Genomic DNA, 14,385 nt, shown 5'->3' with positions numbered 1-14,385 from the left:
CCTGGGAAATTTCCCCTGCCGTTCACCGACCTGGCCGACTGGCCGGCACGCGCACCGACCGCGACACTTCAGCGAAGCACTTCCAGGGAGGAATGCACGGTGAAGCAACAAGGGGTAACACTGATACAAATGATGTTCGCGCTGGCCGCAGCCGGCCTTCTGACGCAACTGGGGCTAACGGCCTACAGCAGGATGAGCGATGACCTGCGCCAGGCAGCCGTGACCCGGGCGCTGGCCCAGACCCTGCGCGAGGCGCGCAACCAGGCGGCGCTGCGCCACCGGGCGGTGTTGGTGCAGCCGCTACAGGGGGATTGGGGCAAGGGTTGGCAAACGACGCTGGAGCACAACGGCCAGTTGCTTGGGGAGTATCAGCCGCCAAGGCCGACGCGGATCGTGGCCAGTGGCACCAGGGTGGTGAGGTTCAGCGCACGGGGGGCGCCGCTGGGGATGGGGTTTGGTGGCATCACGCTGCTCATCTGCCAGCGCGTACCGCCGCTCAGCCTGCAGCAGGTGGTGCTGAGCCCGAGCGGGCGGGTGAGCCTGCGCAACGAGGAAGATGCCCGTTGCGCAGGGGGCTGATCAGATCAGCGAGCGTACCCGCAGCTCTTTGGGCATGGAGAAGGTGATGTTCTCCTCACGCCCGTCCAGCTCTTCGGCGCCGGTGGCGCCCCAGGCCTTGAGCTGCTCGATCACGCCACGCACCAGCACCTCGGGGGCCGAGGCGCCGGCGGTGATGCCGATGCGCTGGACGCCATCGAACCACGCGCGTTGCAGGTCTTCGGCGCCGTCGATCAGGTAAGCCGGGGTGCTCATGCGCTCGGCCAGCTCACGCAGGCGGTTGGAGTTGGAGCTGTTGGGGCTGCCGACCACCAGTACCACGTCGCACTCGTCGGCCAGTTGCTTGACCGCATCCTGGCGGTTTTGCGTGGCGTAGCAGATGTCGTCCTTGCGCGGGCCGCCGATGTTGGGGAAACGTGCGCGCAGGGCATCGATGACCCGGCTGGTATCGTCCATCGACAGCGTGGTCTGGGTGACGAAAGCCAGGTGGTCCGGGTCGCTCACCTGCAACTGGGCAACGTCTTCCTCGTCTTCGACGAGGTAGATGGCGCCACCGTTGCTGGCGTCGTACTGGCCCATGGTGCCTTCGACTTCCGGGTGCCCTTCATGGCCGATGAGGATGGTCTCACGGCCGTCGCGGCTGTATTTGGCAACCTCGATGTGCACCTTGGTCACCAGCGGGCAGGTGGCGTCGAACACCTTCAGGCCGCGGCCGGCGGCTTCCTGGCGCACGGCTTGGGATACACCGTGGGCACTGAAGATGACGATGACGTCATCCGGCACCTGGTCCAGCTCTTCGACGAAGATCGCGCCGCGGTTGCGCAGGTCTTCAACCACGAACTTGTTGTGCACCACTTCGTGGCGCACATAGATCGGCGGGCCGAAAACCTCGAGCGCACGGTTGACGATCTCGATCGCCCGGTCGACCCCGGCGCAGAAGCCGCGCGGGTTGGCGAGTTTGATTTGCATGCTCGGCTCCAGGCTCACACAGCCTTCACGTCGAGGATTTCCACCTCGAAGCTCAAGGTCTTGCCAGCCAGCGGATGGTTGAAGTCGATGGTCACCTGGTGGTCATCGAAGGCTTTGACCACACCGGGCAGTTCGGTGTTGGCGGCATCGTTGAAAATCACCAGCAGCCCGTCGGACAGCTCCATGCCTTCGAACTGCGAGCGCGGCATTACCTGCACGTTCTGCGGGTTGTGCTGGCCGAAGGCGCTTTCCGGGGCCAGGCTCAGTGTGCGCTTGTCACCGGCCTTGAAGCCGAACAGCGCGGCCTCGAAGCCGGGCAGCAGGTTGCCGTCGCCAACCTTGAACACGGCCGGGGCCTTGTCGAAGGTGCTGTCGACGGTGTCGCCGTTTTCCAGGTGCAGCGCGAAGTGCAGGGTGACTTCGGTGTTCTGGCCGATACGGGTCTCAGTCATGGACAGGCTCCTCGGACTTCTTGCTCTTGAACATATCCAGCGCCAGCATCACCGCACCGACGGTGATGGCACTGTCGGCCACGTTGAAGGCCGGGAAATAATGGCGGTTTTGCCAGTGCACCAGGATGAAGTCGACCACGTGGCCCAGCACGACACGGTCGTACAGGTTGCCCAGCGCGCCGCCCAGCACCAGGGCCAGCGCCACGGCCAGCCAGGTTTCGTTGCGGCCCAGGCGCTTGAGCCAGACCACCAGCACGGCACTGACCACGATGGCGATCAGGGCGAACAGCCAGCGCTGCCAGCCGGAGCTTTCGGCGAGGAAGCTGAACGCGGCCCCGGTGTTGTAGGCCAGGGTCCAGCTGAAGTAGTCGGGGATGACCACGATCTGCTGGTACAGGCTCAGCGCGCCCTCGAAGTAGACCTTGGTGGCCTGGTCGAGGACCAGCACCACCAGGCTCAGCCAGAGCCAGGCAAGGCGCCCGAAGCGCCCAGCTGCGTTAGGCATAGTGGCGCACCTCGCCGCTGCCGCTCAGGTTGTCGACGCAACGGCTGCAGATTTCCGGGTGCTCCGGGTGGCTGCCGACGTCGGCGCGGAAGTGCCAGCAACGGCCGCACTTGGCGTGGCCGGACTTGACGATCTTCAGCTTCAGGCCTTCGACTTCGGTGGCAACGGCATCGGCCGGCGCCTGGGCGAACGGCACCACGCTTGCAGCCGAGGTGATCAGCACGAAGCGCAGCTCGTCGCCGAGCTTGTTCAGGTCGGCGGTCAGGCCGTCCTCGGCGAACAGGGTGACTTCGGCCTGCAGGTTGCCGCCAATCACCTTGGCGCTGCGCTGGTTTTCCAGCTCCTTGTTGACCGCGGCCTTGACGGCCATGACGCGGTCCCAGTAGGCGCGGCCGAGCTCGGTGCCTTCGGGCAGCTCGCTCAGGCCCTGGTACCAGCCGTTGAGCATCACCGACTCGTTGCGCTCGCCTGGCAGGTACTGCCAGATTTCATCGGCGGTGAACGCCAGGATTGGCGCGACCCAGCGCACCAGAGCCTCGCTGATGTGGTACAGCGCGGTCTGACAGGAGCGACGCGCGACACTGTTGGCGCCGGTGGTGTACTGGCGGTCCTTGATGATGTCGAGGTAGAAGCCGCCCAGCTCTTGCACGCAGAAGTTGTGCACCTTGGAGTAGACGTTCCAGAAGCGGTATTCGCCGTAGTGCTCTTCAAGCTCGCGCTGCAGCAGCAGGGCGCGGTCTACCGCCCAGCGGTCCAGGGCGATCATGTCTTCTGGTGCCAGCAGGTCGCGCGCCGGGTCGAAGCCGGACAGGTTGGAGAGCAGGAAGCGCGCGGTGTTGCGGATACGCCGGTAGGCGTCGGCGCTGCGCTGCAGGATCTGCTCGGAAACCGCCATTTCGCCGGAGTAGTCGGTGGCCGCGACCCACAGGCGCAGGATGTCGGCGCCCAGGGTGTTGTTCACTTTCTCGGGTTCGATGGTGTTACCCAGCGACTTGGACATCTTGCGGCCGTTCTCGTCCACGGTGAAGCCGTGGGTGAGCAGCTCGCGGTACGGGGCGTGGCCGTCGATGGCGCAACCGGTCAGAAGCGAGGAGTGGAACCAGCCGCGGTGCTGGTCGGAACCTTCCAGGTACAGGTCGGCGCGCGGGCCGGTGGCGTGGCCGATGTTGTGGGAGCCGCGCAGCACGTGCCAGTGGGTAGTGCCGGAGTCGAACCACACGTCTAGGGTGTCGCTGATCTTGTCGTACTGGCCGGCTTCAGCGCCCAGCAGTTCGGCGGCGTCGAGCTTGAACCAGGCTTCGATGCCCTCTTTTTCGACGCGCTTGGCCACTTCTTCCATCAGCTCGACGGTGCGCGGGTGCAGCTCGCCGGTTTGCTTGTCGAGGAAGAACGGGATAGGTACGCCCCAGTTGCGCTGACGCGAAATGCACCAGTCCGGGCGGTTGGCGATCATCGAGTGCAGGCGTGCCTGGCCCCAGGCCGGGACGAACTTGGTGTCTTCGATGGCTTTGAGCGCGCGCTCGCGCAGCGGCTCGCCGGTGCTCGGCTGCTTGTCCATGCCGACGAACCACTGCGCGGTGGCGCGGTAGATCAGCGGGGTCTTGTGGCGCCAGCAGTGCATGTAGCTGTGGCTGATGGTTTCGCTGTGCATCAGCGCGCCGACTTCGCTGAGCTTGTCGACGATAGCCGGGTTGGCCTTCCAGATGAACTGGCCGCCGAAGAACGGCAGCGACTCGACATACACGCCGTTGCTCTGCACCGGGGTGAGGATGTCGTCGTTGACCATGCCGTAGCGCTTGCAGGTAACGAAGTCGTCTTCACCGTAGGCAGGCGCCGAGTGCACCACGCCGGTACCGGCGCCCAGCTCGACGTAGTCGGCCAGGTACACCGGCGACAGGCGGTCGTAGAACGGGTGGCGGAAGTTGACCAGCTCCAGGGCCGAACCCTGGGCGGTGGCGATGACGGTGCCTTCCAGCGCGTAGCGCTTCAGGCACGACTCGACCAGCTCCTGGGCCAGCACCAGCAGGCGCTCGCCGGTGTCGACCAGGGCGTAGGTGAACTCCGGGTGGATGTTCAGCGCCTGGTTGGCCGGGATGGTCCACGGGGTGGTGGTCCAGATCACGATGGCGGCGGGCTTGGCCAGTGCGGTGAGGCCGAAGGCAGCTGCGAGTTTGGCTTCATCGGCGACCGGGAAGGCGACGTCGATGGTCTGGGATTTCTTGTCGGCGTATTCGACTTCGGCTTCGGCCAGGGCCGAGCCGCAATCGAAGCACCAGTTCACAGGCTTGAGACCCTTGAACACGAAGCCTTGCTTGACCATTTCGGCCAGGGCTCGGATTTCACCAGCCTCGTTGGCGAAGTCCATGGTCTTGTACGGGTTGGCCCAGTCACCCAGCACACCCAGGCGGATGAACTCGGTCTTCTGCCCTTCGATCTGCTCGGCGGCGTACTCGCGGCACAGCTCGCGGGTGCGGTCGGCGGTGAGGTGCTTGCCGTGGGTGACCTCGACCTTGTGCTCGATCGGCAGGCCGTGGCAGTCCCAGCCCGGGACGTACGGCGCGTCGAAGCCGGACAGGGTCTTCGAGCGGACGATCATGTCCTTGAGAATCTTGTTCAGCGCATGACCGATGTGGATCTTGCCGTTGGCATAGGGCGGGCCGTCGTGCAGGACGAACTTCGGACGGTCCTTGCCAATTTCGCGCAGCTTCTGGTACAGGCCAATGCTGTCCCAGCGCTGCAGGATCTGCGGTTCGCGCTGAGGCAGGCCGGCCTTCATGGGGAAGGCGGTGTCCGGAAGGTTTAGCGTGGCTTTGTAGTCGGTCATTTCAGGCTCTTGGTTAGCGGTTGAGCGTGCCAATGTGCACGTGCGGCGGCGATATCCGCATCGATCGCCGACTTCAGCGCCTCCAGGGAGGCGAATCGCTGCTCTTCACGCAGCTTGTGGTGGAACTCCACCGTGAGGCGCCGGCCGTAAAGGTCGCCGGCAAAGTCCAGCAAGTGAATCTCCAGGTGCGGGCGGCCATCACCGGCAACGGTGGGACGCACGCCGATATTGCCGACACCCGGCCAGTGCTTGCCGTCGATCTCGATGCTGGCCAGGTAGACCCCGGACAGCGGCACGCGGCGGCGCTTGAGCTGGATGTTGGCGGTAGGGGTGCCGAGCTGGCGGGCCAGCTTCTGGCCGTGCAGCACGCGGCCGCTGATGCGGTACGGGCGGCCCAGCAGGTGTTCGGCGAGCTCGAAGTTGCCTTCGCTCAAGGCCTTGCGCACTTCGGTGCTGCTGACCCGCAGGCCGTCCTGGATCACCGTGTTGGCGGCCTCGACGCTGAAGCCGAACTGCTTGCCGGCTTGGACCAGGTAGTCGAAGTCGCCGGCGCGGTCGCAGCCAAAGCGGAAGTCGTCGCCGACTTCGAGGTGGCGTACGCCCAGGCCGTCGACCAGTACCGCCTTGACGAACTGTTCGGCGCTGAGGGTGCTCAGGCGCTGGTTGAACGACAGGCACAGCACCCGGTCGATGCCCTCACCAGCCAGCAGCTCGACCTTGTCGCGCAGGCGCGCCAGGCGGGCCGGGGCGGTATCGGGGGCGAAGTATTCGCGCGGCTGTGGCTCGAAGACCACCACGCAGGTGGGCAGGCCGAGTTCCTGGCCACGTTCACGCAGGCGCGCGAGTATCGCCTGGTGGCCACGGTGGACCCCGTCGAAGTTGCCAATGGTGGCGACACAGCCCCGGTGCTCGGGGCGCAGGTTGTGAAGACCTCGAACCAGCTGCATAACGCGCTTCTTGCTCATAAAGTGGCCGATTATAACCACACCCGGGCGCTGGCGACAGGCAGCAGAGCCACCGGCGGGCGTGGAAGCTGAAAAACCGACGCCTGGCCCAAGGCTGGCCTCAGTGCAACGCGTTGCGGGCGAAATGCCGCGGGCGGAAACCGCACAGGTACAGGCAGCCGAAATAGGTGACCACGCCGGCACCGATCAAGGCGCCCAGGCGCAGGAAGCGCGCGAGCATGTTGCCCTGCTCCCAGGCCGGCATGTAATGCATGCCCAACAGCAGCACACCGGACATCAAGCCCACGGCCAGTAGCAGTTTTAGCAGAAACAACAGCCAGCCTGGCTGCGGCTGGAACAACTGCTGGCTGCGCAGCTTCCAGTACAGAAGGCCGGCGTTCAGGCAGGCGCCCAGGCTGATGGCCAGGGCCAGGCCGGCATGGGCCAGCGGGCCGATCAGGGCCAGGTTGAGCAGTTGCGTGCAGACCAGGGTGAACACGGCGATCTTCACCGGCGTGCGGATGTTCTGCTGGGCATAGAAGCCTGGGGCCAACACCTTGACCAGAATGATCGCCAGCAGGCCCACCGAATAGGCAATCAATGCGCGCTGGGTCATGGCGGCGTCGAGGGCGGTGAACTTGCCGTACTGGAACAGCGCCACGGTCAGGGGCTCGGCCAGAATCGCCATGGCCAGGGTGCAGGGCAGCACCAGCAGGAAGCACAGGCGCAGGCCCCAGTCGAGGATGCGCGAATACTCTTCGCGGTCCTTGTTGGCGTAGGTCTTGGCCAAGGTCGGCAGCAGGATGGTGCCCAGTGCCACGCCCAGCACGCCGGAGGGCAGCTCCATCAGGCGGTCGGCGTAGTACATCCAGGATACCGAGCCTGCCACCAGGAACGAGGCGAAGATGGTGTTGATGATCAGCGAGATCTGGCTCACCGACACGCCGAGGATGGCCGGCAGCATCTGTTTGAGTACGCGCCACACGCCGGTGTCGTGCAGGTTCAGGCGCGGCAGCACCAGCATGCCGATCTTTTTCAGTGCCGGCAGTTGGTAGAGCAACTGCGCCAGGCCACCGGCCAGCACGCCCCAGCCCAAGGCCATGATCGGCGGGTTGAAGTACGGGGTCAGCAGCACGGCGAAGGCGATCATCGCCACGTTGAGCAGCGTGGGGGTGAAGGCCGGTACGGTGAAGCGGTTCCAGGTGTTGAGGATGGCACCGGCCAGCGAAGACAGCGAGATCAGCAATATATATGGAAAGGTCACCCGCAGCAGCGAGGTGGTCAGCTCGTATTTTTCGGCGCTGTCGACAAAACCTGGCGCGGTGGCCCACACCACCCATGGCGCAGCGAGTATGCCGATGACCGTCACCAGGGCCAGCACCAGGGTCAGCAGGCCGCTGATGTAGGCAATGAAGGTGCGGGTGGCCTCTTCGCCCTGCTGGGTCTTGTACTCGGCGAGAATCGGCACGAAGGCCTGGGAGAAGGCCCCTTCGGCGAAGATGCGACGCAGCAGGTTGGGCAGTTTGAAGGCGATGAAGAAGGCGTCGGTGGCGACGCCGGCGCCGAAAACCCGGGCCAGGATGGTGTCGCGGACGAAGCCGAGCACCCGGGAAACCATGGTGATGGAGCTGACTGCAGCCAGGGATTTGAGCAGGTTCATCGAAAAGTTTCACGCCAGGGGCAGAGGGCGCTGCCAGTCGGCGCCCGAATGTGCGATACTCCCGCGCCTTCGCAGGGGAGCCAAAAATTCCCGAGTTTACAGGTCACGTGGCAGAAAGGAATCTTTCAGCTGTTTGACACCACCACTCGGCGGAACCCTGCAGGTGGCCTTGACATCCGTTCGACTCATCGGCATGATTCGCGGCCTATTTTGTTTGCTATTTACCTAAAGTCTTTCGAGGAGCTCGACGGTGGCCAACACACCTTCCGCCAAGAAACGTGCAAAACAGGCTGAGAAGCGTCGCAGCCACAACGCCAGCCTGCGTTCCATGGTCCGCACCTACATCAAGAATGTAGTCAAAGCCATCGACGCAAAAGACGCCGAAAAAGCGCAAGCCGCTTACGTTCTGGCTGTACCAGTAATCGACCGTATGGCCGACAAAGGTATCATCCACAAGAACAAAGCTGCTCGCCACAAAGGCCGTCTGAATGGCCACATCAAGGCGCTGAAAGAAGCTGCAGCTGCCTAAGCGACGCTTTAGTCGAAAAAACCGGCCCTAGGGCCGGTTTTTTTATGCCTGACAGAAATGTCTGTTGAGGTTCGCGGGAGCGGGCTTGCCCCGTTATGAGGGCCGAACAGATCGCGGGGCAAGCCCGCTCCCACGCAGGCCCGCCCCACACCTTCAACTCATTTGCCGATCTGGATCTTCGGCGCCCACTGCAGCCAGGCTTCTTCGGGCTTGTCGAACAGGGCAAAGGTCTGCTGCGGGCGCGCCGGGTTGCCCATCTGCTCGCCATCGGGCGTGGCGAAGGCGATACCGCCGTCGATCAGCGTTTCCAGCGACTCGGTGCGCACCGTGGCGCCCTTGAACAGGCCCCAATCGAAACCGAAGCCGCTGCTGTTCCAGAATCGGCTGCCGCCACGTACCAAACCTGCGTAGCGTGGCTCGATAAGAATGTGGATAAGTACCCGGTCGGCAGTTTGCCCCAACTCGAAACCTGTGACTTTGCCCACTGCCACCTCACGGTAGGTGACTGGTACCCCCGGCTTGATCGAACCGCGCCGCGGCGCGCTGAGGGTCAGTGGCAGGCCGACCTCCTCGCCCTTAACCTCCGGCGCATCGGCCAGGGCGATGAAATCGCGCTGCGGGCCCTTATCCTTGAGTGCCGGCAGCACCTCCAGGTACTGGCCGCCGACCAGGGTGTCGAGGTTTTCGGTGCGCACCAGGCCGAACGCCGGCTTGACCACCCAGAACTGCGTGCCGGCGCGGGCGATACGACTTTCTGCCTGGTTGATACGGGCCTTGAGCAGTACGGCCTGCAGGTCGGCGGTCAGATCGACGCTTTCGACACTGCCGACATCCAGGCCACGGAAACGGATCGGCGTGCCGGGTTTGAGGCCGTCGGCGCGGTCGACGCGGATGGTCACCAGAGTGCCGGCGCGGTTGGCGGCCTCCTGGCTTTCGTGCAGGCGGAAGCGCGGAATGCGCCGCTTGAGTGGCACGTCGGGCCTTGGGGTATCGAAGGCGATGCCGCCGTTCATCAGCGTCTGCAGCGACTCGCTCTTGACCTGGATACCCGACAGCCCACCACTCAAGGTGATACCGCTGGCATTCCAGAAGCGCGTCGAGCCGTTGACCAGGTTGGCGTATTCCTTCTCTATGTGCACGCCGATGAGGATGCGCTTGCTGCTGTTGCGGGCGAACTGGTAGCTCTGCACGCTGCCCACACGCACCTGGCGGTACATGACCGGGCTGCCGACCTCGAGCGAACCCAGGGTGTCGGCAAACAGTACCATGTGCAGGCCGGGCGCCTTGAGGTCCAGTGGCGGCGCCTTGGCTCGTGCCTCGAACTCACGTTGTGGCTTGGCATTGCGCTCACCCGGCCGGATGGCAATGTAGTTGCCCTTGACCAGCGCCTCCAGGCCGGTGATGCCGGCCAGCGAGATGGACGGCTTGACCACCCAGAACTGGGTGCCTTCGACCAGGTAGTCCTCGGCCAGCGGGTCCAGGGTCAGTTCACCGGTTGCGCTGGAGAGGTCGCCTTCGACCTTGAGGTCCTTGAGCGTACCGACCTGGATACCTTTATAGAGCACCGGCGTGCGCCCCTTCTGCAGGCCGTCGAAGTCGCTGAACCTGACCTTGACGCGGATACCGGCCTGGGCGGCGTCGAAATCTTCGTACAGGCGGAACGGCAGGCTCGGGTCGGTCGGCGGGCTGTCCTTGCGGTTTTCGGGGGTGGCGAAAGCGATACCGCCGGCGACGATGCTCGACAGCGATTCGGTGCGCACCTTGACGCCGGACAGGTCGGCATCGATGCTCACCCCGCTGGCATTCCAGAAACGCGTGTGCTTGCGCACAAGGCTTGCATAGGCCGGCGCGATGAACACCTTCACCTCTACGGTGCTCTGGTCATCGGAGAGGCGGTAGCTTTTCACCCGGCCGACCTGGATCTGCTTGTAGAACACCGGGCTATCGCGGTTCAGCGAGCCCAGGCGCTCGGCCTTGAGGGTCAAGTGCAGGCCTGGCTCGGTATCGGATAACGGCGGGGCCTCCTTCAACGCGGTGAAGCGCTTGGTGGGCTCGCCCTCCCCTGGGTCCACGGCAATGTAGTTGCCCGACACCAGTGTCTCGAGCCCGGTGATACCCGCCAGGCTGACACTGGGCTTGACCAGCCAGAAACGCGTGCCCTTGGTCAGGTGCGGCTCGGCTTCCTTGCGCATCTCGATGGTGGCAATGACGCCGCGGGTGTCACCCTTGTTGTCCAGCACCAAGCCGGTCACCTTGCCTACCGACATGCCCTTGAAGATGACCTCGGTCTTGTTGGCGACGATGCCCTCACCGGTCTCGAAGCGCACCTGGATCTCGACACCGGCATCACGGTAGGCCTGCCACGCCAGCCAGCCACCGATCGCCAAGGCGATCAGCGGCAGGATCCAGATGGCCGACCAGTTGGAAGCGGGGCGGGTTTTAGCCGTAGGCAGGTCACTCATGGTCGTCATCCGACTCCGTGTTGTCCCAGATCAGTCGGGGATCGAAAGTTAAGGCTGCGAGCATCGTCAGGATCACCACGGTGGCGAAGGCGACGGCGCCCAGATTGGCTTCGACACTGGCGATACGGCCGAAATTCACCACTGCCACCAATATGGCAATGACGAAGATGTCGAGCATCGACCAGCGCCCGATGAACTCGATGAAGCGGTACATCCAGATGCGTTGGCGAGCCGACAGCGGCTGGCGGCGCTGCACCGAGTAGAGCAACAGGCCGATACCCACCAGCTTGAAGGTGGGCACCAGGATACTGGCGATGAACACCACTGCGGCGATGGGCAGCATGCCGTGCTTCATCAGGGTGATGACACCCGACATGATGGTGTCCGGGCTACCCTGGCCCAGCGCGCTGACCGTCATGATCGGCAGGACGTTGGCCGGGATATACAGGACCATTGCCGTGAGCAGCAAGGCCCAGGTGCGCACGATGCTGTTGGGGCGGCGCTCGTGAACCACAGCGCCACAGCGGGTGCAGGTCTGCGAATCACTGTCTTGCTCACGGCGGTTGAGTTCATGGCATTCGCCACAGACCAGAATGCCTGCATCAATCGCCCGCATGGATATCCTCCCCGGACAACGCCACCCAGATCTGGTGGGGCGACATCACCACCTCCAGCCAAACCTGGACCAGCAACAGGCTGATGAAGCAGAACAGGCCTAGGCCAATGCTCAGCTCGGCCAGGTCGACCAGCTTGACCATGGCCACCAGCACGCCCATGAAGTAGACCTCGAGCATGCCCCACTCACGCAGGTGGTGGTAGATACGATAGATCAGCAAGCCGTAGCTGCGGCCGATGTCCAGGCGGATGCTCAGCAGCACGGCAAGCTGGCAGAGCAGCTTGAGCAGGGGGATGGCCATGCTGCACAGGAACACCACCACGGCGATGCCGCGCATTTCGGAGTCGTACAGGCCGAGCACGCCGCTCCAGACCGTGTCGTCGGAGGTCTGGCCGAGCAGGTGCAACCGCATGATCGGCAGGAAGTTGGCTGGCACGTAAAGCAACAGCGCGGTCAGCACCAGGGCCAGACTGCGGTTGACGAGGTTGTGGCGGTGGGCGTAAAGCTCGTAGCCGCAGCGCGGGCACAGGGCCTTCTCGTCGTTTTGCAGGGTGGCCTTGCGCATCAGCAGGTCGCATTCATGGCAGGCAATGAGTTCGTCCAGCGGCAGCTGTGCCAGTGCTTCGGGGTCGGCTGGGTTGGGCATAGGAAAGTTCTGAAAGAAAGCGTGGGCTCTATTCTAGTGTTCCAGCTCGAAATGTGGGAGGTGGTGTGGCTTGCCGGCGACGGGGCTCCGGTTGGGCTGTGATTGCCTGGGCGGGCCGCATCGCGGGGCAAACCCACTACCACGCAGGGCTCTGGTTTTCCGCCGCACAAAGACAAAACCCCTACCTGCATGCGCAGATAGGGGTTTTGTGAAATGAATCTTGACGATGACCTACTCTCACATGGGGAAACCCCACACTACCATCGGCGATGCATCGTTTCACTGCTGAGTTCGGGATGGGATCAGGTGGTTCCAATGCTCTATGGTCGTCAAGAAATTCGGTAGCCAGTCCGTTCAGATGAACAGCCCAGCGAATTCGGATATGTGATATTTGTGGTTCTTGCTGACGTTGTGAACTTTCGGTTCTTTCGTCTTCACCACCACAATTCGGCTTACGCGCAAATTGCTTGGGTGTTATATGGTCAAGCCTCACGGGCAATTAGTATTGGTTAGCTCAACGCCTCACAGCGCTTACACACCCAACCTATCAACGTCGTAGTCTTCGACGGCCCTTTAGGGGATTCAAGATCCCAGTGAGATCTCATCTTGAGGCAAGTTTCCCGCTTAGATGCTTTCAGCGGTTATCTCTTCCGAACATAGCTACCCGGCAATGCCACTGGCGTGACAACCGGAACACCAGAGGTTCGTCCACTCCGGTCCTCTCGTACTAGGAGCAGCCCCTCTCAAATCTCAAACGTCCACGGCAGATAGGGACCGAACTGTCTCACGACGTTCTAAACCCAGCTCGCGTACCACTTTAAATGGCGAACAGCCATACCCTTGGGACCGGCTTCAGCCCCAGGATGTGATGAGCCGACATCGAGGTGCCAAACACCGCCGTCGATATGAACTCTTGGGCGGTATCAGCCTGTTATCCCCGGAGTACCTTTTATCCGTTGAGCGATGGCCCTTCCATACAGAACCACCGGATCACTAAGACCTACTTTCGTACCTGCTCGACGTGTGTGTCTCGCAGTCAAGCGCGCTTTTGCCTTTATACTCTACGACCGATTTCCGACCGGTCTGAGCGCACCTTCGTACTCCTCCGTTACTCTTTGGGAGGAGACCGCCCCAGTCAAACTACCCACCATACACTGTCCTCGATCCGGATAACGGACCTGAGTTAGAACCTCAAGGTTGCCAGGGTGGTATTTCAAGGATGGCTCCATGAGAACTGGCGTCCCCACTTCAAAGCCTCCCACCTATCCTACACAAGCAAGCTCAAAGTCCAGTGCAAAGCTATAGTAAAGGTTCACGGGGTCTTTCCGTCTAGCCGCGGATACACTGCATCTTCACAGCGATTTCAATTTCACTGAGTCTCGGGTGGAGACAGCGCCGCCATCGTTACGCCATTCGTGCAGGTCGGAACTTACCCGACAAGGAATTTCGCTACCTTAGGACCGTTATAGTTACGGCCGCCGTTTACCGGGGCTTCGATCAAGAGCTTCGCTTGCGCTAACCCCATCAATTAACCTTCCGGCACCGGGCAGGCGTCACACCCTATACGTCCACTTTCGTGTTTGCAGAGTGCTGTGTTTTTAATAAACAGTCGCAGCGGCCTGGTATCTTCGACCGGCATGGGCTTACGGAGCAAGTCCTTAACCCTCGCCGGCGCACCTTCTCCCGAAGTTACGGTGCCATTTTGCCTAGTTCCTTCACCCGAGTTCTCTCAAGCGCCTTGGTATTCTCTACCTAACCACCTGTGTCGGTTTGGGGTACGGTTCCTAGTTATCTGAAGCTTAGGAGCTTTTCTTGGAAGCATGGCATCAACCACTTCGCGCTCTAATGAGCACTCGTCATCAGCTCTCGGCCTTGAAATCCCGGATTTGCCTAAGATTTCAGCCTACCACCTTAAACTTGGACAACCAACGCCAAGCTGGCCTAGCCTTCTCCGTCCCTCCATCGCAATAACTAGAAGTACAGGAATATTAACCTGTTTTCCATCGACTACGCTTTTCAGCCTCGCCTTAGGGACCGACTAACCCTGCGTCGATTAACGTTGCGCAGGAAACCTTGGTCTTTCGGCGTGCGAGTTTTTCACTCGCATTGTCGTTACTCATGTCAGCATTCGCACTTCTGATACCTCCAGCAAGCTTCTCAACTCACCTTCACAGGCTTACAGAACGCTCCTCTACCGCATCACCAAAGGTGATACCCGTA

General features: G+C 62.5%; 11 protein-coding genes and 2 rRNA genes (1 of these 13 cut by a window edge). 2 read left to right on the top strand and 11 right to left on the bottom strand.

Annotated features, from left to right (window positions below; all coding sequences use genetic code 11):
• The first annotated feature begins 192 nt into the window (after nt 1-192).
• A complete protein-coding gene (locus tag KSS93_RS07240) occupies nt 193-579 on the top strand; it encodes a GspH/FimT family protein (protein WP_437182112.1) in 387 nt (128 codons plus the stop codon).
• On the opposite strand, the gene ispH is transcribed toward KSS93_RS07240, so the two are convergent.
• The 6 genes from ispH to murJ all read right to left on the bottom strand — a co-directional run bounded on the left by ispH (nt 580) and on the right by murJ (nt 7,912).
• Nucleotides 580-1,527 carry a 4-hydroxy-3-methylbut-2-enyl diphosphate reductase gene (ispH, locus tag KSS93_RS07235; protein ID WP_217887717.1) on the bottom strand — a complete coding sequence of 316 codons (948 nt, stop codon included), beginning with the start codon at nt 1,525-1,527 and terminating at the stop codon, nt 580-582. It abuts the gene before it with no gap.
• A gap of 14 nt (nt 1,528-1,541) precedes the next feature.
• A complete protein-coding gene (gene fkpB / locus KSS93_RS07230) occupies nt 1,542-1,979 on the bottom strand; it encodes an FKBP-type peptidyl-prolyl cis-trans isomerase (protein WP_217887716.1) in 438 nt (145 codons plus the stop codon).
• Nucleotides 1,972-2,484: a signal peptidase II gene (lspA, locus tag KSS93_RS07225; RefSeq protein WP_217841763.1), complete on the bottom strand. Its 513-nt coding sequence runs from the start codon at nt 2,482-2,484 to the stop codon at nt 1,972-1,974. The genes fkpB and lspA overlap by 8 nt, the downstream gene beginning before the upstream one ends.
• Nucleotides 2,477-5,308 (bottom strand): isoleucine--tRNA ligase, encoded by a 2,832-nt coding sequence (gene ileS / locus KSS93_RS07220; RefSeq protein ID WP_217887715.1) that lies wholly within the window; start codon nt 5,306-5,308, stop codon nt 2,477-2,479. The genes lspA and ileS overlap by 8 nt, the downstream gene beginning before the upstream one ends.
• The gene (gene ribF / locus KSS93_RS07215; protein ID WP_217887714.1) at nt 5,305-6,255 is read right to left on the bottom strand and encodes a bifunctional riboflavin kinase/FAD synthetase; all 951 of its coding nucleotides are present in this window, start codon (nt 6,253-6,255) and stop codon (nt 5,305-5,307) included. The genes ileS and ribF overlap by 4 nt, the downstream gene beginning before the upstream one ends.
• A 118-nt stretch (nt 6,256-6,373) precedes the next feature.
• Nucleotides 6,374-7,912, bottom strand: coding sequence for a murein biosynthesis integral membrane protein MurJ (murJ, locus tag KSS93_RS07210; protein ID WP_217887713.1), 1,539 nt, complete (start codon nt 7,910-7,912; stop codon nt 6,374-6,376).
• A gap of 250 nt (nt 7,913-8,162) precedes the next feature.
• Here murJ and rpsT point away from each other — a divergent pair, with 250 nt between their 5' ends.
• Nucleotides 8,163-8,441 (top strand): 30S ribosomal protein S20, encoded by a 279-nt coding sequence (gene rpsT, locus KSS93_RS07205; protein ID WP_003247625.1) that lies wholly within the window; start codon nt 8,163-8,165, stop codon nt 8,439-8,441.
• 158 nt (nt 8,442-8,599) lie between these two features.
• Here rpsT and KSS93_RS07200 read toward each other — a convergent pair whose 3' ends face one another.
• From KSS93_RS07200 to KSS93_RS07180, 5 genes are all read right to left on the bottom strand, one after another.
• A complete protein-coding gene (locus tag KSS93_RS07200; RefSeq protein WP_217887712.1) occupies nt 8,600-10,903 on the bottom strand; it encodes a PqiB family protein in 2,304 nt (767 codons plus the stop codon).
• Nucleotides 10,896-11,519: a paraquat-inducible protein A gene (locus KSS93_RS07195; RefSeq protein ID WP_217887711.1), complete on the bottom strand. Its 624-nt coding sequence runs from the start codon at nt 11,517-11,519 to the stop codon at nt 10,896-10,898. The genes KSS93_RS07200 and KSS93_RS07195 overlap by 8 nt, the downstream gene beginning before the upstream one ends.
• Entirely contained in the window at nt 11,506-12,165 is a 660-nt protein-coding gene (locus KSS93_RS07190; protein ID WP_217887710.1) for a paraquat-inducible protein A, read from the bottom strand. Before KSS93_RS07190 ends, KSS93_RS07195 begins: the two co-directional genes overlap by 14 nt.
• 218 nt (nt 12,166-12,383) lie before the next feature.
• Nucleotides 12,384-12,499: ribosomal RNA gene (gene rrf / locus KSS93_RS07185) — 5S ribosomal RNA — on the bottom strand.
• Nucleotides 12,500-12,643: 144 nt separating this feature from the next.
• A 23S ribosomal RNA gene (locus KSS93_RS07180) occupies nt 12,644-14,385 on the bottom strand; it runs 1,151 nt beyond the window's last position.

The sequence above is a fragment of the Pseudomonas xanthosomatis genome (assembly GCF_019139835.1).
In the GTDB taxonomy this organism is placed as follows: Bacteria; Pseudomonadota; Gammaproteobacteria; order Pseudomonadales; family Pseudomonadaceae; genus Aquipseudomonas; species Aquipseudomonas fakonensis.
The sequence above is the reverse complement of the archived record's forward strand: the minus strand, read 5'-3'. Positions and strand labels throughout refer to the sequence as shown.